Source organism: Planctomycetaceae bacterium (assembly GCA_041398825.1).
Lineage (GTDB): Bacteria > Planctomycetota > Planctomycetia > Planctomycetales > Planctomycetaceae > F1-80-MAGs062.
On record JAWKTX010000008.1, the window covers coordinates 160,700 to 182,080 of the forward strand.

The following is a 21,381-nucleotide window of genomic DNA, read 5'->3' on the forward strand; positions in this document are numbered from 1 at the left end:
TCGTTCCATTCGGACTCGCCTGAACCGCGTAGCAAAGTTGCTGAATCATTGGAATCTGGTCGTGTAATCGGGTCTAATCGCCTTAGAGATTCGGGGGATGCCTCAGGATGCCGGTTTGCACGCAAATCCGGCTATTTTCCTGACCAACACCCCGCAGGCGCGGGTAAAGTTCCACACGGAAGACTGATTGCAGAAGGTCGCTGGGGCGAGGAATAGACACCGATGAAAGTTGTGCTTGAACTGCTGGGCAATTCTGGCAGTGTTAAGAAAGTCACCATTCGTCACGATATCGTCATTGGACGTGGTTCTGAGTGCAATCTCAAGCTTGTGGCGCCGTTGATCAGCCGTCGGCACTGCACCCTGCGCTTCAAGGAAACATCTGCGTCAGTGACGGACCTGGGCAGCAGCAACGGAACCTATCTGAACGGACACAAACTTGAGCCCAATCAAAAATACAAGCTGAAGGAAGGGATGGAGCTTTCGATCGGTGGTGTCAAGTTTCTGGTGAAAGTGCGTCTCGACGCTGACGAAGCCAAAGCAATTCTGAAAGCGCGCAAAAAAGCAAAGGCCGCCCCCGAAACTCCTGTCCCCGGCAAGTCGCCTAAAACCACGAAGACTCCTTCCTCCGGAAGCAAAGCGTCCTCGAGCAGGAAAGCGGCGGCCACTCAGGCAGAAATCTCTCCCGAATCGGCAAAGGCAAAAGCCCGGGCAGCTGCAAAGTTAAAGGCAGAACAGGAACTCAAGGCCAAAACTGCGGCTGAAGGCAAAGCAGAAAAGCCAACGGCAAAACCATCCGGGAAGCAATCAGCGGCTGACAGGAAGCCTGCGTCAGAAAAGCCAGCCGACTCAAAAGCAACCGACTCTTCACGCATTCGCACTGAGGACGACGACGCGCTGGACTTTCTGAACGATGATGTGAAGACCAGCGCTGGAAAACAATCACCGACGAAAGACAAACCTGTTGCCAAAGAAACGGCAAAAGGTAAATCAGATGAAAACCGAATTACGGTCGATGACGACGAACAGTTGTTCTCGGATTCTCCGTCAACCGGGGCTGCCGGAATCGCTGTTGCGGGCGCAGCCGCTGCCAGCGAACTAGCAGACGCGGCAGCCGAAACGGTTGCTAAACCACGCAAGAAATCCATTCCTGTTCCGGATCCCGGCGACGACGACTGGGAATTCGATTTGCCCAGCCTTGATGCACTGGATTCACGCCCGGATGTCTTCGGAGCCACTGCAGAATCGCCATCGCAAGCAGACGAACCATTGGCTGATTTGTCGGAGCCTGCGGCAGAAGAATCACCTTCTGAAATCAGTTCTGCCATCTCTGAAGACCAGATTTCGCCTGCAACGGAATCGGATGGAAACGATGCGATCAGTGAAAACACAGCCATTGGCGAAGAGGCTGCTGAAGACCTGGTAGCCGACTCGGACTTCGAGTCGCAGGAATTCGATGAAGACTCTGCCGCTGCAGAAAACGATGCCGTTGAATACGCGGTGGTTGCTCCCGAATCAGACGAACCATTCGATGGCGAAGCAGAATGGGACCTCGGCCAGGGGAAAGTCGATCCCGCCGCCGAAACTTTGCAGGCCGCCGATTTTGCGGCCATTGAACCGGAAGCATTCAGCATCCCGGAGTCCCCGTCCGAAGTCGGCAAAGCCTTCGACGAACCATCCACCGGTGAACCAGAAGTATTGGATTCCGTCGCGGACCAAACTTCGGATGTTGCTCAGGAAGCAGAACCCATTGCTGACGTGCAACAGCAGGATGAAACATTTGAGAACATTGTAGCGGAAGAAGTTGAAGAGGTTATCAAGGAGGTTACGCCGGAAACTGTTGCGGAAGCTGAAGTCTCTGAAGACGCCGAGGACAGCGCATGGGCGTTCCTCAATGACGACGATGACGAGGTCGCAGAACCCGTTGCTGTAATCGAAGAGGATGACGCTGTCGATCACATCGTTGCCGAGGAAGTTGAAGACGTCATCGAAGAGGTCGAACTGGAACCTCTGCCTGAGATCGAAGAGGTTGTCGCCGAAGAGGTCGATGAATTTGAAGGTCTGGACGATGAACCAGTCGCCATCGTCGATGAAGTCAACGAAACAGCCACTTCCGCAGGCGATGAATTCAACTGGGACGGTGTTGATGATTTCGGCTCACTCGTCAGTGATGTCCCCCTGCCTTCTGCAAAACCCAAAATGACGCGACCGGGTAATGCAAATCCGGCCCGTATCGCAGCAGCAGGAATCCCCGATGCAATGGATTTCCTCGAAGAGGATGAGGAAGAAGCAGACGCCGAAGAAATTGCAGTTGCCGAAGTGCAGGAAGTGGACGAGGAAGTTGAGCTCTTCGAAGCCACGGATGCGGAGGCAATCTCGGACGAAGACGACGCATTGAACTGGCTATCGGACGACGAGGAAGCACCGATGGAGGTTGTCGATGCGTTTGAAGAACAAACTGCTGACGCAGTGGATGCCTTGGATGACAACGCCTCAGATGACGACGATGCCATGAGCTGGTTGTCAGATGAAGATGAGGAGGAGCACGACACAGGGAGCACTCCATCAACAAGCGTTGCTTCCGAAAGCGATGATGATGACGCCCTGAACTGGCTCAACGATGATGACAATGACAGCGATGGAGACGACGACGAGTTGCAGAAATTCCTGAGTGGTTTTTAGTCATCCCAGAATCGTTCAACGGACTTTACTCATTCATCGCGTCAGCGTCGTCTGTTGCTTCTGCTGCGGGCGCGGACACTGCCGGTGCCGTTAACCAGATCAGATTTCTGTTTGCCGTCGCAGGTATGCTGGTCGCTGCCGCCTCTCTGCGACGTCCGGACTCACTCGTAGCCACGATTCTTATGTGTCCGTTGAAGGCTTCTTTGGCAGCACCGCTAACAGACAGCTTGACGCTCTTCGACGATTCACCTTCACTTGACGATGTCATGCTTTCGCAGGATAGACCTTCCGGTAATCCCTCCAGTTGAATGGTGATCGCTTCGGAATAGTTCTCCATGCGTTTGACGGACACGTCAATTTCAAGTGGCTTTTCGGATGACATCGCAAACCGGTCATTCCCAACAGTCACTTCAAAGTCGGCGTCCGCGGGCTCGACGTGCAGGCGGTAGAAGTATCGAGTTCCGCCGTGCCCAAACCGGTCCTGTAACGCCACAGAATAGAGTCCATCCGCTGGCAGCGTCACCGTCAGGTCCGCGTCCAGATCATCCTTGCTGACATCGTCCGCCTGTTTGATTTCTTTCCCGCCTGAATCACGCAGAATCAGCAGCGGGTCGAGCGGAGAATACACGGCTCTTGAAACCGTTCGAAATCGTAGTTTCTGTGATTTGCTTCCTGTAAATCTGTACGTATCAACCTGGTTCACTTCTGCGATCACTCCGGAAACGCAAAACGGAGGATCAAGCTCACCACCGCTGTCAGCCTCAATCAACGATGGTATCAAAACGGCGTCGACATTTGTTGACTCTGCAAACGGTCCCTGTATTCGCGTGTCCACGGTCGCATCGATCGACTGAGTTTTCAAATTGAACTCCGGATCACTTCCAGTCAGATTCCAGCCAACAACATTCACGACCTGCGGCATCGAAGTGCTGACAGCAGTCGGCAGACAGTAATCCACAAACGGACCGGTTGTCAGTGTGAGTCGGTAAACGTAGTTTGCACCGCCTGCAAACTGAATGGTGCTGTTTGGTGCAGACGGGAACGCGAATATTCGGACAGTCAGTGTGTCATCGCTGAGTGCTGTATAGACAAGTTGTGGGTCGAGCCCGTGATCATCATCATTTTGCAAAAGGACCGTACCGCGAGAATTGAGTAGCTGTATGACAGCATCCATCGGGGAATTCAGCTGCCGATGAGCGAGAACTGAAATCACCAGCGTCTCGTCCGTCCTGATGGGTATCGAATAACAATCGACGTCGCCGGATTTCTCCAGAACCCCATTGACAACGACCCTGGAGGAATCGATTGATTGAATTTCATTCAGCCTGTTGTTGGGTTCTTTTTCAATCACTTCGTCCAGGATCCCAACGACGAACGGAAGGAAGCTTGTCGCACCGTCCGCATTAAAAAAACGAATCCAGTGGATACCAGGGGTCGCCGATTCCGGGACGGTCACCGTCGCAGTATCCTTCTTGTCGGAAAACTGAAACTCTAACTCGTTGAGTTCCGACCAAACGTTGAGTTCACCGTCACCCGGCTTTCCCGAGACTTTAACATCAATCTTCGACCCAACCTTCGCGCCAGGAGGATACAGTCGTTCGATTGCCGGAGGCTGCCCTGCCAGCGAAGAAGCTGGTACCACCGCGCAAAGAACGAAGACGAAACCGAAAATGACATATCGGCAACTGCCCCTGACGGTCACATGATTCTCAACGGTTTGCGGGAGCATCGTTTGGGGGGGACTCGCTGCAGAATGCATGAGGATTTCCAGGCGGGAGGTGTGATGTAGGGGCAGAAGTATTCGGTCAACAACCATCGAAAGTGACGGGGTCCGTTCCGGGGCATTCTTCGACGATCACTTGTAGACCGGGGGATGGAATGGCATCTTAATCACTTCCTGATTGAATCGTGAACCGTTTCTGATGAAAGCCCGATTTCTAAATGAGCAGTTTTTCTGATGATGATCACGGAAACCGCGCGTCTGGTCCCACTCAACGGCATGCCTACCGCAACGGACCTCGCATAACATCAATTGAGACTGCTGTGCCGCACGATGTGATGCCGGGGCTGCTTGCACTGCGAATTCATACCGACGCCGGAGAGATGAATGCCGGCCCCGTGATTGGCCATGGTGAAACCTACTATATTCCAACCGCGGCAGCCGCTGTGATTCACGACTTCATGGCTCCAAGGCTCCTTGGGGCCGATGTGCTCGCCATTGAAAGTCACTGGCGGTTTCTTTACGAACGTATGACGGCATTTGGCGGAACCGGTGCTGAACTGCGTGCGTTGTCTGCCGTCGACCTGGCACTGTGGGATGTCGCTGGTCAGCTGATGCAACAACCGGTCTGGCGTCTGCTGGGAGGACCGGTTCGCGATTCGATTCCTGTGTACAACAGCTGTGGAGGTCCGTTTTATGGCCGGACCAATCGACGAATTCCTTCCGCTTCTGGCTGGCCCGGTCACGGCGACCCGGGTCAGCCAGGTCCCCTGGAAGACAACTGGGCCAGCATGAATACTCCAGGAGATTTAGCGGAAGAGCTGATTGCACTGGGATATCGCGGAATGAAATTGTGGTCGTTCGATGCGGTCTATCGTCGAGGCGGCGGACACTATCTTTCACCACGTGACCTTGAAGAGGGTCTTGCGCCATTTCGGCAAATCCGAGAACGAGTTGGAGACAGAATCGAATTGATGCTTGATGGTCACGGATTCTTTTCCCTGGCCGCGGCTCGCCAAATTGCGGAGGCCATAAAAGAATTTCACCCTCTCTGGCTGGAGGACATCCTGCGTCCGGATTCCGTCCGGACAATGGCTGAATTCCGTCGCCATTCTCAGGTGCCCCTTGCCGTCAGTGAAATGCTTGTTCAGGTTGATCAGTACAGACAAGTCCTGGACCAGGGGGCTGCCGATTACATCATGATTGACCCAACGTGGGTCGGCGGGATTTCACAGACACGTCGGATCGCGGAACTGGCCCAGATTTATAACACTCCAACTCTGATGCACGACTGCACAGGGCCATTCACCCTGCTGGCAGGCGTCCACGTAGCATCCGCAAACTCAGGGGTTGCGTTTCAGGAAACTGTCCGTGCCCACCTGCAGACGTTGTATCCACTGCTGATTGATCAGCCCATCGAGATTCAGAACGGGATGCTGGCTCTTCCGACTGCACACGGTATCGGTGCACGGTGGCTGCCGGAGCTGTTTGACCCGTCGCATCCGGGCTATCGACAAACCGGAATCTGATGAAGTTTGCAGTTGACACCCCTGCAGAAATGAGCCATCAGAATTCTCCCGAGACATCGCATCATCTTTGGACACAGCCTAATGCAGCTTGCCACAGTCCTAACACCCATCACTGACCAGGCACTGGAGTGGTCAGCCCAGTGCGGCGTCACAGATCTTGTCCATCGGTACCCGGGAAAAGATATTCACCCACTTCGTGCAGCCATCGACCACGCTGGCCAGTATGGACTTCGGATTTCTGTCATCGAGGGCTACCTGCCAATCGAAAACATCAAACTGGGTGTCGACGACGGGCGAGAACTGGAGGCCATGAAAACACTTATCCGACAGATGGGAGATCTGGGTATCGGGATTCTGTGCTACAACTTCATGGCGGGTACGGACTGGACGCGCACCCGGCTTGACGTTCCTGCACGCGGCAACGCGCGGGTCACCGAGTTTCGAAAAGCAGATGCTGAGCAGGCCGTTTTGCTGGGTTATCATCCGACAAATCCGAACCACGAAACAATCGCCCGAAAACTATCGCCTGACGCACTTTGGCAGCACCTGCAGCGAACACTCGACGAATTGCTTCCAATCGCCGAAGCATGCAGTGTCACGCTGGCGATGCATCCGGATGATCCACCGCTGCCACAAATGTTAGGCAAGCCTCGCATCATGTGCGACCTGGATGCGTTTGAAAAGCTCATGCAACTCGCTCCCAGTCGCGCCAACAGCATCTGTTTTTGTCAGGGCACATTCGCCACAATGGGCGTGGATATTCCTGCAGCAATTCGTCAACTGGGATCGCACATTCGTTACGTCCATTTCCGCGACGTAAAAGGAGATGCATCCGCGTTCACCGAGACATTTCACGACGACGGCCCCACAGATATGGCCGAAGCAATGCGGGCATATTACGACATCGGATTGAACGGACCGATTCGTCCGGATCACGTCCCGCAACTATCCGGTGAAGAAGACGGAGAACCCGGTTACACGATGCTGGGCAGGTTTTTTGCGTTTGGTTACATCCGGGGGTTGATGCATGCGGCGGGCTACCGGAAATAGAACATCCCGGTTTACATTTGCAAAAGCCCGCTTCCAGATCAGGCAAACTGTCCATTGAGAAACCGGGACAGGCGCTGGCAGACCGGGGCCAAAACTCAATCAACAAAGCAAACTTCATTCAGACCCAGCAACGCCTGCAGATACTCGGTCCATTGCTGCCGCAATTGATCCGAACTCGCATCGGCATCGGCGGCTAAGAATTCGAGCCCAAAGGCCAGTTCATCCGGATCCGGGCTGCGGTTGAAAGTCCATAAGTACGCTTTTCGAATTCTCTGTTCCTCCGTCGCACTGTGGGTCACTTCCGACAGCCGTTTCCAGAGCGACGCTGCTTTTGCCTCCATCCATGCAGAATTCAGCACGAAAAGCTGCTGCAAAGGGGTAGTGGTTGGAATTCTGGAGGGACTATGAGCGCTGGCTTCCGGGAAATCGTGCATGCGAAGTACAGGATGAAGTTCCTCACGGGCAACAGTGCAGTAAATCGTTCGACGGACGTTGCCGACATCATCGACCTGTTGCGAAGGACCACCAATGGAAAGATCGAGTTCACCAGTGGCCGTCAGAATAGCGTCACGCCACTCCTCAAAGTCAAGACGCCGTCGATTCATCCGCCACAATGTCCTGTTGTCCGGGTCAGTATGAAACTCGATGTCACGAAATCCAGAAGATTGCCTCCATGTCGCCGAAAGCAGGATCTGTCGGTGCAGCCACTTGATATCCCATCCCTGCTTCACAAAATGAGACGCCAGGTATTCCAGAAGTTGCGGATGGCTCGGCGGATCGCCCTGTGATCCAAAATCACTTTCAGTCGAAACTAAACCCCTGCCAAAGTGGCGTGCCCAGATTCGATTCACCATCACTCGTGCCACCAGTCCCTCGGAACGGCTCAGCATTGCGTTTGCCAGATCGATTCGGCCGCTTCCATGTTCAAATCCGTTTGCCGAACCTGACGGATTAAAGATGCTCAGGTAGCGACGTGGGACAATTTCGCCGGTGTTGGCGGGATTTCCACGATGAAACACCGGCAGATCCCTGGCCTGGCTCTCCGCATACGTCAGTTTTGTTGCATCCGGCCCATCCGCAACGACAAATACACTGGCATCCTTAACGGTATGTGCGAAAGGCATTTCGACATGTGGATTCGCCGCCTTGAATTCAGCAATCTGTTTTGCCAGCGCTTCTGCCTGTGAGCTGTCCTTCTCTTTGACACTCTTCAACTGATCCTGCAACTGGATCAGTTTCTTCCTCGCGGAGATGACACCACGAGACTCCACTGCGGGCAACAGAGGCTGTTCGTGTAATTGAGTACTGGCGAAAACGCCTGCCAGAGCGTAATAGTCCTGAGTCGAAACAGGGTCAAATTTATGGTCGTGGCATCTGGCACACGCAACCGTCAGCCCCAGAAACGTCCGACTGACAGCGTCGATTCGTTCATCCCATTCGTCAGCCACAATCTGTTCGATCACTGTGGGAGCCAATCGCAACTCCTTCCAGTATGTTGGGCTGAGCCCCAGAAATCCCAGTGCAGCTAAATCGTCGGGCGGGGTATCCGGGAGTTGATCCGCCGCAAGCTGAAGCTTCACAAACCGGTCGTAGCGCATATTGGTGTTGAACGCGTTGATGACCCAGTCACGATACAACCAGCCGCGATCGGTCGGATTCTGCCAGTCCGGTGTGAAATCTGTATACCGCGCCAGATCAAGCCACATTCGAGCCCAGCGTTCACCGTAATGAGGCGACGCTAGTAGCTCCTCTACGAGTGTTTCGAAGGCGTTCTGGTCATCCGATTCCAGAAAGGCCTGAAGTGCGATGGGATCTGGCGGAAGCCCGATCAAATCAAAGCTCAACCGGCGCATCAGCGTACGGCGATCTGCCTCTTCACCGGGGTTCAGTTCTTTCTGGCGCAGACCCTCCAGAATAAACGCGTCGACAGGCTGCCGAATCCAGTGAATGGCAGCACGATCCTCAAACTGTGGAACAGGGACATCCTGGAGTGTCCGGAACGACCAGAAATCATCTGCCCGCCTGTCGACATTGCGGACGTTTCCCCGGGCATCAGGAGCTGGTTTCTGCGGACGATACTTTGGCAGTACTGCTCCGTCTTTCAGCCATTTGGTGATTATCTCGATTTCAGCTGCCGGCATCTTGCCGGACGGTGGCATTTGAAGATCATCTTCATCAAATGTCACTGCCTGAAGCAGCAGACTGGATTCAGGGTCAGAGGAATCAATGACCGGCCCCCGACTTCCGCCGGTGACGATACCTTCGATCGTTTCCAGAACCAGGCCGCCATTGTCGTGCCCCGTCACTTCGTCATGGCATTCGTAGCAGCGCTTCGCCAGAAGAGGCCGGACTTTTTTCTCAAAGAATTCCGCCTGCTTCGAAGAATCCTCCGCTGCAACGAGACGACCATCGATGCGGAAAGTCATCGTCAGCAGCAGAGTCAGTACAAGCAAAGAGGAATGTGTTAATTTAATTGCCATCGAAATCCCTCCGCTTCAAAACTGTCCCTCGATGCAGCCGTACTCAGGAATCGAAACATCCGCTCCGTTAACCGGGGATACCTGGTTTCGTGACTGACCGCAAACGGCTGCGTTGCGATCGAACATTCGATGTCCATAATCCGGATCGCATCCAGCTTGTCGGCAGCCCCGGCAGCATTACTGAGATAAACAACTGCCGCATCCAGCGAACCGGTCAGCAATTGATTGACCAGCATATCGCCCGTGGGAGTCTGCACAGTCACGTTATCCATGACTTCCTTCTGTACACCACCTTCTTTGAGTGTGTTCTGGGTGAGCCATCCCATGGCGCACTGTTTTTCGTGTCCGATACCAACCCGCAGGCCTTTTCGGCCAAGGTCACGAAGACTGGCAATTTGATGGGGATTTCCTTTTTGTACGAGTATGACAAGTTCGTTCTGCGACACGTCGACAGGAGCAGGAAACAGGGTCGGGACCTGATTCATAAATTCACGATCACAAGCAAAGTATGCATCGGGATGCTGTCCACCTTTCATTTGCGCAACCAGAATGCCACACCCGTTGTAGACTCGATTGACGCGCACACCTTCTCGCTGTTCAAAGGCAGTGATTGTTTCATCAATTGCCGGACGAAGCATCGAACCAGCAAACAGGGACAACTCAGGGACATCCGCCCACTCGTCCGTGGTTGCAGAACTGCTTCCGGATGCCACGCGAAAGCCATGGTTCTGGTAATGCATCAATCCGCGATCTCCCGCGCTCACATATCTGGCAAAGTGCAACGCGGCTGCAGGCTGACTGGTCGATGCCACAACGCCAATTCCTATATTTGACGCGGCGGGCAGCAGTTCAGGTAGCTCGACGAATTCAAGATCGGGATACGTGTGCAAAACGGCGTCATAGACGATACCGGCGTCAGCAGCGTCCACCAGTAAATCGTTTGCCACATCCGTAACGGTTGTTCGATATGCCACCGTGGCTGTATCCAGTTTGTCCCACAGCCCGGATTCTCCCAGGATCCTGCGAGTCACTTTCCCAATCGCGGCAGCATCAGGACTGGCCTGAATAACACGATTGCCTTCTTTCAGCAGATCGTCAAACGTGGTGATCTGTTTGGGATTACCCTTCCTGACGGCTACGACTGCCTGCATCCGAGCCAATGGCAATTGCTCGGCGACCAGAGATTTCTCACTGGCAATTCTGAGATAGCTGTCGTCCGCCGGAAGATACAAATCACCCGTTCCACTCACTTCAATCGACGACAAGAGTGTCTGGGAAGGACCATATTGAATTTCGACTCTGCGGCCCGTCTCAGCTTCATACTCCTTTCGAATCGACTCCATCACCGCACGATTGCTTGCAGCACAAAACAGCGTGACCGGGGATACCATTGATGCCTCACCATCGCCCCCGGACACCTTCGGCTCACCGGGACCAGGCGGACTCACATTGGACAACATCCACGCCAGTCCACCCAGCGCAAGCAGAGATGCCAGCATGGCAGCAGCAGTACGGTTCATGACAGACATCTTCTCTCTTGTGTTCAGACACGCAGCGTATCGCTGACGGACAGCTTACGCTGGCAGAATGTTTTGGGGTGATGAGGTGCCAGGTCAGGCTGCAATATGGCGTCTGACCGTCCTGAAACCGGGCAGGACTTGCCACATTTCAGATCGCCAGCCGAAACCGCGAATCCGGGACATGGGCAGGAAGGAAAACTCAGGAACACCACGTTACCACGCAGCAGCAACAAAGTCGACTTTCGAATGTGCCGGACAGATTTCCAGGGCAGGCTGTGTTATCAGAATTCTCGATCTGAAATCATGCATCGAATGGTTATACTTGAGCAACCCTCCGATAAATCCTCCGGTTTTCAGTTGAGACAGCTCATGCCCGCCCGGTCCCTAAAACGCCACCCCAGGCGACTGACGACGTTGATCGTATCGATTGCTCAGGTGGTTCTTTTTGCATTCTTTACCGCTGCCCCGGGGCTTACAGCCGATGGGTTTGCAGCGGACGAATTGCCAGCAGAGCAATTGCAGACCCAACCAGGAAAAACAGAACGGTCACCGGATTCTGAAACGGCTGAAACGGCTGCAATGGCTGAACAGATCGAGTTCTTCGAAACCAACATCCGGCCGGTGCTTGTCGAACACTGCTATCAGTGCCACGCCGTCGAATCGAAGTCAATCAAAGGCGGGCTTCGGCTGGATACAGCAGCCGCAATCCGGGAAGGCGGCGATTCCGGAGCGACTATTGATCCGGATTCACCCGGTGACAGCCTACTTCTGTCTGCCATCAGATATGAAGGTCTGGAGATGCCTCCGAGCGGTCGTCTTCCCGACAAGATCATTCAGGATTTTGAACGATGGATCGCCAATGGCGCTGTAGATCCACGTAAATCACTGGACGGTGAACACGGTCATCCGACAGGCCATTCTGCACTCGACGCGGATCTGGACATTGAAGAGGGTCGCAGCCGATGGGCATTCCAGATTCCCCGGATGGCATCCGACCTTCAGATTGACGGCAAACCCGTCACAGATTCTGCCCGCATTGATGCGTTGATCGACCGCCGCCTGCATGACGCTGGCATTCAACGAAATCCTCCGGCAGAAAAGCGCGTTCAGATCCGGCGACTTTCGTTCGATCTGACAGGCCTGCCACCCACGGTACAGGACGTTGAAGCTTTTGTCGCAGATGAATCTCCTGATGCGGTTGCCAGAGTCGTCGATCGGCTCCTGAATTCATCTGCCTATGGAGAACGATGGGCTCGCGTCTGGCTGGACGTCGCGCGGTATGCAGAAGATCAGGCACACATTGTCGGCAATAACAAGGAACTGTTCTATCCGAATGCCTGGCGATACCGCGAATGGGTCATCAATGCCCTCAACAGTGACCTGCCCTATGATCGTTTCGTCACGCTGCAACTGGCTGCCGATATCATCGATCCTGAAGACACCTCCGGACACGTCGCGCTTGGCTTCATCGGACTCGGACCAAAGTACTACCGACGAAACGATCCGGAAGTCATGGCAGAAGAATGGGAAGACCGTGTTGATGTTGTGTCCCGGGGCCTGCAGGGCCTGACCGTTGCCTGTGCCAGATGTCATGACCACAAGTACGATCCGGTTCGCACAGAAGACTACTATGCGCTGGCGGGCGTGTTTGCCGGAACGGAGATGTTCAACAAGCCCATGGATGGCGTCGAAATCGACGGTAAAGGATTGGCCAAGAAACCGGAAGACGCCATTCATATTGTGCGTGACGGAAAACCGCGAGACCTGAACGTGATGATTCGGGGCAATGTCAACAACAAGGGAGCCATTGTTCCGCGAGGCTTTCTGGAGGTCATGTTTGACGGTGAACGACGTTTGTTTCAGAAGGGTAGTGGACGAGCCGAACTGGCGGCGGCGATCACAGATCCCTCAAACCCTCTGACAGCTCGTGTCATCGTCAATCGTATCTGGCAGCAATACTTTGGTAACGGCATCGTCCGAACTCCAAGCAACTTCGGACAACTGGGTGAAGCTCCCACGCATCCGGAATTGCTCGACGATCTGGCAGCTCGGTTCATGCAGAACGGATGGAGCCTGAAGTGGCTTCATCGCCAGATTGCATTGTCCGAAACTTATCTTCAGTCGTCTGATATCCACCCGACAGCTGCCCAGACCGATGCAACAAACAGTCTGCTTTGGCGCATGCCCCGCCGAAGGTTGTCCATTGAATTCTGGAGAGATGCTGTTCTGGCTGTCAGTGGACAACTGGAGCAATCTATCGGAGGACCTTCTTTGCAACCGGACGATCCCGATCAGAATCGGCGAACAATCTATTCAGAAATCAGTCGCTTCGATCTCAATCCGATGCTGGCTCGATTCGACTTCCCGGATCCAAACACGCACGCCGCCAAGAGAACAGAAACCAATACACCGCTTCAGAAACTGTTCCTGCTGAACAATCCTTTTGTGACAAAGCACGCAGCAGCCATCGGAGAACGTGTGCAACAAACGCTGCATGACAATGCTGTTGAGAAGAGTTTTTCGAATACGACAGCACAGCTCTTCATGACTGTCTTACAGCGAAGACCGACCCCCGAAGAGTCAGCCGCCATGCAACAGTATCTGGCATCCCTGAATCAAGATTCACAGGATGAAGCCGCCCCGGATCGATTGACCCTGGCTGCTCAGGCTTTGTTGTCATCCAATGAATTCTGGTGGCTGGACTAAAGTCGCGACTGGACGAAAACGGTAGCAGGACGGCTTAATCATTTCGCAGCTTTCAGCCCGACAACAACAACGTCATTTTCCTTCAGATCACCTTCGACGACATGAGTGAACTGATAGTCGCTCTCACCCACGACGACATCGACCGCTTTCAACAGATCTCCATCTTTCACCCAGACAACCCGCTTCTTTGCCTCGACAACGGCTCTGGCCGCTTCGTCCACCGGTGTTTCTTCAGTGGCAGTGCTTTCATTTTCACCCGGAGGTGCTTTATCCAGATTCAGTTCCAGTCTGGCCTGATCTTCCTTTCGAACGTGTTCCTTTTGGGGAAAGTACCGCAATGCTCCATTCGGAATTTTGACGACATCCTTGTGTTCGCGGATCAGGAAAGTCAGATTGGCAGTCATCCCCGGCAGTAACTTCATGTCGTTATTCGGCGTTGCAACAACCACAGGATACGTCACGACATTTTGATTCGTCGTTGAACTGAGTCGAATCTGCTCGATGACACCGCTGTCGAACACCTCATCCCGGTAGGCATCGACTTTGAACTGTACCGGTTTCTGGTTGGCTCTTGCTTCGCTGATCAGACCGATGTCTGCTTCATCAATGGACGCGAAGATGTGCATCTTTTCCCGCATATCCGGGGCAACAATGAACAGTTCGGGCGTCTGAAACTGTGCGGCCAGGGTTTGCCCCGGATCGATCTTTCGATCAATCACAATTCCATCCACCGGAGATCGGATCTTTGTGTAATTCAGATTCGCCTCTGAGTTCTCCAGATTGGCCTTTGCCTGACGAACAGAAGCTTCCGCAATCTCCAGTTGTGCCTCCAGCGACATACGAGTGAATCGATACTGATCCAGTTCGGCCTGTGAAATGAAATCTTCGTTTTCTCCTTTCAGAGCCAGCGCACGCTGTTCATCATTGCGTGCTCTCTGCAGTTCGGCTTTCACTCTCGAGATTTCCGCTTCGCGGGTTTTCATCGCGGCGGTATCACGTTCTACCGATGCTTCGTAAATCCTGGGGTCGATGGTTGCCAAAATCTGATCGGCTTTGACTTCGTCGTTGAAGTCCACGAACAGTTCCTGTATCGGACCCGAAACGAAACTGCCGATGTGGACAGACAGAACCGGTTTCACTTCTCCGGTGGCATTCACAACGACGCGAATATTGCCGCGCGTGACTTTGTCCGTACGAAAATTCGGCTTGTTGCGTTCCGCCATCCAGACGGAGGCTTTGCGATAGCCGAAAAAGCCGCCGCCTCCCAGAACACCAAAGACAATCAACCAGATAATAAGCTTTTTCATGTGCCGGATCTTGCCTGGACATTTGCGTTGAGTCCACCCTTGTTTGGCAACTCAGCAGCAAAGTTTCATGGATTGTCACCCCTGATGAAGCACTTCGAGGGGCCGAGCATTCGGAGCAACAATTTTCAGTCCGGCCGCTCGGCGAAAGAGTTCGCCCAACGCGTTGCGGCCAACGTCGCCAAGGTCGATTGTCCAGTCGTTTACATACAAGTCGACGTGTTTCATCAGTACGTCATCATCAAATTCCTGTGCATACCGTCGCATCGTGGGCAGAGCAGCAGCGGGATTTGACTGAGCATACAACAACGAGTCCCGGATCACCGACTGAACCGTCTGCAGGGTTTCTTCGGGCAAACTCCGGCGTGCGACAATGCCTCCCAGAGGCAGCGGGCAGGACGTTTCATTCTCCCAACGCGTCCCAAGATCCTCGACAAGCCCGAGTCCCTCGTTTTGCCAGGTAAACCGGCCTTCGTGAATGCAGACGCCAAAATCCGCCGACCTGTTCTGAAGACACGGCATGATCTCAGAAAACACGACATGCTCAATCCGAGCGGTATCACCATAGAACAGCCGATACAAAAGAGCGGCTGTCGTATGCTGCCCCGGACACAGCGTCAGTTGATTCTGACTTGTCGGCCGTATCCCCGGCTCACAACTGAGCAGCAGGGGACCGACGCCAAAGCCAAGCGCAGAACCAGAGGGAAGCACAATCATCTGTTCTGACAAAAGCAACGCCGCGTGAAAACTTGTCTTGGCGACATCAAAGTCACCTGCGAACAGGCGATCATTGAGTTGTTGGATATCGATCAAACTGACATCAAACTGCAGGCCCCGCAAATCGACTTCACCCGTCATCAACCCATGAAAAGCAAAAGTGTCATTCGGGCATGTTGAGATCCCAAGTTGTATGGTTGTCATCCTTCAGTCCTTTGGCACGCGATTCAGGGTGTAGTAGGCATGGGGATGCAACAGGGGCTGACCACTGGCAGCTCTGATGCCGGGAGCATGCAGCTCATGGACGAACAAGGGGCGCAGACCCCGGATCGTCAGATCGACCCGCAGACCATCTTCGGACACACGGGCCTCTGTAATCTGAAGGTCCTGTTTTTGGATTTCGTCGCTGCCGTAAGAAGATTGATAAAGGTATGTGTAGCTGTTCATCGAATAAGAATTCACATTCGCTGCCGATTCGCGATCCACCGGAGTCGTAAACACCAGCTGAAAACCCGTCGGGAGAGCCTTCATTTCTTTGATTTCAAACGGCGTCCGGCCAGTCCAGACAAGTCGCTGCAGACCATACGAAGCTGTCCCCAGACTGCTCCAGCCTCGATTAGTCAACCCGACAAACATACTGCCATCGGTTCCCTGGGCCATCCGCAGAACCGCCGAAGCAAAGCCACTGCGGAATGGAAAACAGGCTCCCTGATATTCACCATCCACAGTTTCGAGGAACACACGATTCATTCCCGCCTGTGTAAATTCGCCGACAAATAATTGTCCATGGAATGGCCCGAAACGGCCGTTGCTGTCATCCAGCATGATGTCTGTTGTCGACTGTCCCATCTTCTTATAAGGAAACCATACGGCGGGAGGCTTTAACTGAGAAAACTGGTCGATCGCATCAGGAAAGGGAATGCCATTGGGAACTGTCCTGACACCATGAATGGTCGATCCGTTTTCATTCATCGAAGCCAGAGCTTCCGCATGGTGAAAGAAGGCTCCCTCGCGCATGTGGTGCAATGTATTTGTACCAACCCAGTTTCCCTGCTGGTCTGTGTAAAACGCGTCTCCCGCAGCATTGATTCCGATTCCGCTCGGTGAACGCATGCCCGCACAAACCGGGTGAAGCTGGCCATCCGGCGTGACTTTCATTCCCCATCCACGCCATTTTCCCTGACGGAAATTCAGTGTGGGCTCATGAATTGTTCGCTTTAATTCTTCGCCTTTCAGGCCAAGCCCGATATTCAGCGTGATCCAGAGATTTCCTTCTCGATCCAGCTTTGGACCGTAAGCATATTCGTGATAATGCCCTGTCACTCCCCAGCCTTTTGCAACAGTCAGATACTCGTCGGCAACATCATCACCATCAGTATCTCGCAATTCCGTCAGCTCGGATCGCTGCACCGTAAACAGCGACCCCCTGTGGTACAGCAGTCCCAAAGGCTCGTGCAATGCCGACGCAAAACGATGGTAGGTCACGTTCGAAGGTGAATCGTCGTAGACGCCCCCCAGTATCCACACTTCCCCTTTGCGAATGGCAACCGCAATGCGGTGATCATCCAGCACCGCAATACCACTCACTTCCAGAGCAAGTCCGTCAGGTGCCGGCTTCCATATTTTTGCCCGCGACGCCGTCGGCGCCTGCGACGTGCTGACGGAAATCAGTTTGTAAAAATCATCTTCCTGCAGCGCCTCATGATCCTGGGCACAGGTACTGTTCCACGGAAAGTCAAATAGTGTCAGCAGGAGGATTGGTAGTATGAGTGTTCGCATAGAATTTGCCCGGGGCGAATGAAGACAGGTGCTGAATCGAAGCATGAATCGAGGCCCATAAAGAAACTACCATCGATACCGAAGGTGAATCGTCACGGGGCGTTGACCATGAACCGTGATCGGAGCGATCTGTTCAACAGTCCCTTCCCGCGTCCGAATCTCGCTGCTGAGGCTCTCTTCAACAGAGACCGTCACGCCCTGATCATTGATATAGGCTCCGTCCGATCGTGCGTCCGGCTCCAGTTTCAATCCCTGATTCATTCTCAGCCAGAGTGAACTGCTTTCTGTGCTGGATGATTGAGTCAATGTCATCGTGCGTCGGAGACCACCATCGCCGTCCGGTTCGATACGATCTTCCAGATTGCAGGTCTTCAGCCGATACAAGAACGTCGGAGTGCCGTCCTTGTTCAGACGATAACCCTGAAAGGTCGCACCCGCTTTTTCTGCATTGTCCGGCCACTGCGAATTCATGTCCTTCAATTCAGACACCACAATTCCGGGTGGAAGCAGCACCTGATGTTCTCCGAGCGGATCAGCTGGCGGAGCGAATCGGACAAACCATGTTCCTTCCGCATCCAGAAATCGCCCTCGCCACGCCTGAGCCAGTGAAAGATTTTCGGCATCGAATGCGAAATGAACGTGCTGCGGAAAGCCAACGGCAATGGCATGCATCCCCGCCGCCGGCATAAAGGTTCGAATGACGATGGGGCGATCTTTGGGCGTGAGCTCATAATCCTGAGCACGAGCTTCCTGAATCTTCGCGGGCAAAGGCTGGTTGGGCAAATCATTCAGATAGGCATACATCGCGGCAATCTGTAATTCCACATCGCCGTCCAGCACCTCTGAATTCTGACTTCTGCCATTGGGAAAGAACGTCGGCATGCGAGTCCGGGGTTTCAATGCACCGGGGTCTTTCAGGAAATCATGCAACCACTCCGCGTTCACCCGTTTCGTTGCTCCTTCAAGATCAACCCCGACGGTTCCCGGCAGCGTTTCGCCCCGAAACGCATGACACTGAACACAACCGGTGTCCATTAATTGGCGACCGGCTTCAATCAATGCGTTTCGGTCACCTTTGGCGAAAACAGCATCAGCGGGCAACGGCCTGGCCGACTGACCATCAGACATGGTAATCAGCGCCGGCAATGATTTTGTCACCGAAGCAGGAAAGACGGGCATTCTGATGGTCATGTGCGGGCGAATATTGCCTTTACCTGTCAGGACACTGTTCAGAGCAGCAACAGTCAGACGCCTGCCCACTCCGGTGAGCGCAGGAGGAAGCCGGCCTTCGTCGCCAATATCGACATGCCCCACCGTTTCAAAATATGGTTTGCGAAAGCGACCCACGCCTCCCATCGAGTTGCGTTCGTGACATGCATAGCAGTTACTCTGAAGCAGCCGCATCTCTGTCTCGTCCTGCAACTCTCCGGAACTGAACGAACGCAACGCACTCTCCTGTGCACTGCTGAGCTCAAACAGGGGCTGACCTGCCTTGCGAGTCGCCTGTGTTTGATTCGCCGGTTCCCGTATGGATGAATCATCAGCTGTCGCCTGAATACACGACAACGGAGACGAAAGATTCAGTGATTCGAGACTGGCAACACTTGCTTCTGGTTTCAATCCCTTTACGTCGTGACAGTTGACGCAACCGAGCTGGACAAACAATTGACGTCCCGACTGAATCCCTGCATCATCGCCCCGAGCGTTGTCGGCTGGCTGTGGAACCGCAAGGGCCTGATCCCTGGTCATCAACCACTCAGCGATGTCAGCAGCATCCACGGCCAGCAGACTCAGATTCGGCATACGGCCTGACGGACGGACTTGCTGCGGATTCAGTAGAAAATGAGTCAGCGACTCGTTCGTATACTTCTGAGCGACCACCGGAAGAGGCACGGAATTCACACGCCTCGCTGCTGATGACAAGCCCATTTCCCTGAGCTCGTCCGGCTCCAGCTGCTCCAGAAGCTGGTCGAGCGGCGAGGGCTGAATCGCCACAACATCGTAACTTCCATCGGGTTCATGACATGCCACACAGCCGATCTGGTGAAATAGTTGCCGCCCATGTTGCGCATTGCCTTTTTTCCAGAATTCCATGGGAACCGGATTTGCGCCGGTCGCTTTGATTTCCGGAAAGGGCTGTGTCAGCGATGCCAGAAAGGCAGCGAGAGATGCGGCGGCATCAGATCGCTGAGCTGGCGGCAATGCTGACAGCATATCCGGCATGGTCGTTCCGGGCTTCTGTTCTGCCGGATTCAATAAATAATCCCGGATCCATTCGAACCGCACACGGCTTCCCACGGCATCCAGCACCGGCCCTCGTTTTGGATCCAGCAACACTTCTTTGCTCTTGTGACAAGCGGTGCAGCTGAGTTCGGAAATTAACAGTCTGCCAGCCGTCGATGGATCGATGTCAGCATGCAGACCGAAACGATCAAACGCAGGGACGAACGGCACGTTCGGCGCTGCGTCGTTCGAAGCTTGTCCGGAAGCTCCCAGCAAGAGCGTGGCAATGAAACAAATTGTGGGACGCAAGCACGTCACAGTCAGACTCCCGCAGACGGTCAGTTGGCAGAATAGACCTATCCTGGCAACTGAACCGAATCATGCAAGCAGCCTCGACACACGCTTCCCGGATGGATCTTCCTGCCAGGTCTGTCCTCTGGAAAACAGTCCCATTGTGAACCATGAAATTCGACTGTGATCCCTGCAATTCGACGCATCCCACGGCGTCGACGGCGGCCTCCTTCAGCGACGAGTATCCGAGTCCGTCACCAGCCAGTCCCCACAGCCAGGCGAAGAACTGCCCGGGTAGGCTCAAAATTCGGTCGGCAAACGCTCTTTGAATCTCCAATCCGTTCGATACCGTTGTTTCCCGAGGGCAAAATCATCGCTTCAACATTGTCTCGAATCGGCGCTGTTGAGCCGTTATCCTATATGCCTTCAGGTGGAGTGCAGTCAGCGAGATCCTGCGATGCTGTGCCTTTTCGTCCCATTCTGAGAAAGCTGCCCGGTGAACATTTCACTTTCCACAGATGCCGAACGCGATGACACTCCGCTGAGTCTGCTGGACGGACTTCGACAAAATGATGAATCCGCGTGGAGCCGACTTGTCGAACTCTGGACGCCGCTGATCTATGGTTCGTGTCGCAGCCGAGGTTTCAGTTCGGTCGATTCAGATGACATCGCACAGACAGTGATCGTCCGGGTCTATAAGGGACTTCCGGGGTTTCATCGGGACGGAGCCAGCAGACGATTTCGCTTCTGGATTATGAAGATCCTGAGAAACGAAATCGCTCGCTTCTGTCAACAGAACTCTGATCGCCCAGCCGCCGCTGGAGGCAGTGACCATCAAGTCATTCTGCAAAACCTGTCTGAATCCGAATCACCCAGCGACAGTGACTGGTTTTCTCCGGCACGAGTGGTCGCTCGAGCACTCGAAGTGATTCGAAATGACTTCGATGAAAAGAACTGGCATGCATTCGAACTGGTTGAATTCGAGAAACTGCCCAACCAGGAAGTCGCCGATCGCCTGGGCATGACGGCAAACTCGGTCCGCCAGGCCACCTTCCGTATTCGTAAACGGCTCAAGCAGGAATTGGAAGGCATGCTGGAATGAACGACGGAAGTCCTGACCGCTCGGGACCCTGTTCCACTCCAGTCACCAGGCGTAGCCCTACCGTCTGCGGTTGAAGGTCCACAGTTGGTCCTTTTTGCCGTCGAGCATCAGAGAATCAAACCCCCAGATCAAGCCGGTGTCACGAGCACCGTCGAGACTGCGCCAAACGTCCGGCGGATCGTCACGTCGTGGTGAGTCCAGCCGGATTTCAAACTGTACGGCTCGATCTTCAGAAGCCGCTGTCGTTTCGGATAAAATTTCCCGTAACGCTGGTCGGTTTC

Annotated in this window: 12 protein-coding genes; 5 read left to right on the forward strand and 7 right to left on the reverse strand. The window is 54.0% G+C overall.

The window, feature by feature from the left end; translation table 11 throughout:
* Window positions 1-222 precede the first annotated feature (222 nt).
* The gene (locus R3C20_15645; protein ID MEZ6041935.1) at window positions 223-2,679 is read left to right on the forward strand and encodes an FHA domain-containing protein; all 2,457 of its coding nucleotides are present in this window, start codon (window positions 223-225) and stop codon (window positions 2,677-2,679) included.
* A gap of 25 nt (window positions 2,680-2,704) precedes the next feature.
* On the opposite strand, the gene R3C20_15650 is transcribed toward R3C20_15645, so the two are convergent.
* Window positions 2,705-4,438, reverse strand: coding sequence for a PPC domain-containing protein (locus R3C20_15650; GenBank protein ID MEZ6041936.1), 1,734 nt, complete (start codon window positions 4,436-4,438; stop codon window positions 2,705-2,707).
* 182 nt (window positions 4,439-4,620) lie between these two features.
* Between R3C20_15650 and R3C20_15655 the strand changes: the two genes are divergently transcribed.
* Window positions 4,621-5,928, forward strand: a complete 1,308-nt coding sequence (locus R3C20_15655; protein MEZ6041937.1) for a mandelate racemase/muconate lactonizing enzyme family protein — start codon at window positions 4,621-4,623, stop codon at window positions 5,926-5,928.
* 81 nt (window positions 5,929-6,009) lie between these two features.
* Window positions 6,010-6,978: a mannonate dehydratase gene (locus R3C20_15660; GenBank protein ID MEZ6041938.1), complete on the forward strand. Its 969-nt coding sequence runs from the start codon at window positions 6,010-6,012 to the stop codon at window positions 6,976-6,978.
* A 95-nt stretch (window positions 6,979-7,073) separates the two neighbouring features.
* Here the strand turns inward: R3C20_15660 and R3C20_15665 are convergent, their stop codons facing one another.
* Window positions 7,074-9,458: a PSD1 and planctomycete cytochrome C domain-containing protein gene (locus R3C20_15665; GenBank protein ID MEZ6041939.1), complete on the reverse strand. Its 2,385-nt coding sequence runs from the start codon at window positions 9,456-9,458 to the stop codon at window positions 7,074-7,076.
* Entirely contained in the window at window positions 9,443-10,978 is a 1,536-nt protein-coding gene (modA, locus tag R3C20_15670) for a molybdate ABC transporter substrate-binding protein (GenBank protein MEZ6041940.1), read from the reverse strand. Before modA ends, R3C20_15665 begins: the two co-directional genes overlap by 16 nt.
* Window positions 10,979-11,347: 369 nt before the next feature.
* Between modA and R3C20_15675 the strand changes: the two genes are divergently transcribed.
* A complete protein-coding gene (locus R3C20_15675; GenBank protein ID MEZ6041941.1) occupies window positions 11,348-13,684 on the forward strand; it encodes a PSD1 and planctomycete cytochrome C domain-containing protein in 2,337 nt (778 codons plus the stop codon).
* 38 nt (window positions 13,685-13,722) lie between these two features.
* On the opposite strand, the gene R3C20_15680 is transcribed toward R3C20_15675, so the two are convergent.
* The 4 genes from R3C20_15680 to R3C20_15695 form a co-directional block, all read right to left on the reverse strand.
* Window positions 13,723-14,991, reverse strand: coding sequence for an efflux RND transporter periplasmic adaptor subunit (locus R3C20_15680; protein ID MEZ6041942.1), 1,269 nt, complete (start codon window positions 14,989-14,991; stop codon window positions 13,723-13,725).
* 75 nt (window positions 14,992-15,066) lie between these two features.
* Entirely contained in the window at window positions 15,067-15,909 is an 843-nt protein-coding gene (locus R3C20_15685; GenBank protein ID MEZ6041943.1) for a 1,4-dihydroxy-6-naphthoate synthase, read from the reverse strand.
* A 3-nt stretch (window positions 15,910-15,912) separates the two neighbouring features.
* Window positions 15,913-17,484, reverse strand: a complete 1,572-nt coding sequence (locus tag R3C20_15690) for a hypothetical protein (protein MEZ6041944.1) — start codon at window positions 17,482-17,484, stop codon at window positions 15,913-15,915.
* A 66-nt stretch (window positions 17,485-17,550) separates the two neighbouring features.
* Entirely contained in the window at window positions 17,551-20,025 is a 2,475-nt protein-coding gene (locus tag R3C20_15695) for a cytochrome c (GenBank protein MEZ6041945.1), read from the reverse strand.
* Window positions 20,026-20,494: 469 nt separating this feature from the next.
* Here R3C20_15695 and R3C20_15700 point away from each other — a divergent pair, with 469 nt between their 5' ends.
* Window positions 20,495-21,100, forward strand: coding sequence for a sigma-70 family RNA polymerase sigma factor (locus tag R3C20_15700; GenBank protein ID MEZ6041946.1), 606 nt, complete (start codon window positions 20,495-20,497; stop codon window positions 21,098-21,100).
* Window positions 21,101-21,381: the final 281 nt, after the last annotated feature.

Excerpts from the sequence above, each read along its gene's own strand:
- R3C20_15645 (MEZ6041935.1), top strand. The coding sequence starts at position 223 with ATGAAAGTTGTGCTTGAACTGCTGGGCAATTCTGGCAGTGTTAAGAAA.
- R3C20_15650 (MEZ6041936.1), bottom strand. The coding sequence starts at position 4,438 with ATGCATTCTGCAGCGAGTCCCCCCCAAACGATGCTCCCGCAAACCGTT.
- R3C20_15655 (MEZ6041937.1), top strand. The coding sequence starts at position 4,621 with ATGAGCAGTTTTTCTGATGATGATCACGGAAACCGCGCGTCTGGTCCC.
- R3C20_15660 (MEZ6041938.1), top strand. The coding sequence starts at position 6,010 with ATGCAGCTTGCCACAGTCCTAACACCCATCACTGACCAGGCACTGGAG.
- R3C20_15665 (MEZ6041939.1), bottom strand. The coding sequence starts at position 9,458 with ATGGCAATTAAATTAACACATTCCTCTTTGCTTGTACTGACTCTGCTG.
- modA (MEZ6041940.1), bottom strand. The coding sequence starts at position 10,978 with ATGAACCGTACTGCTGCTGCCATGCTGGCATCTCTGCTTGCGCTGGGT.
- R3C20_15675 (MEZ6041941.1), top strand. The coding sequence starts at position 11,348 with ATGCCCGCCCGGTCCCTAAAACGCCACCCCAGGCGACTGACGACGTTG.
- R3C20_15680 (MEZ6041942.1), bottom strand. The coding sequence starts at position 14,991 with ATGAAAAAGCTTATTATCTGGTTGATTGTCTTTGGTGTTCTGGGAGGC.
- R3C20_15685 (MEZ6041943.1), bottom strand. The coding sequence starts at position 15,909 with ATGACAACCATACAACTTGGGATCTCAACATGCCCGAATGACACTTTT.
- R3C20_15690 (MEZ6041944.1), bottom strand. The coding sequence starts at position 17,484 with ATGCGAACACTCATACTACCAATCCTCCTGCTGACACTATTTGACTTT.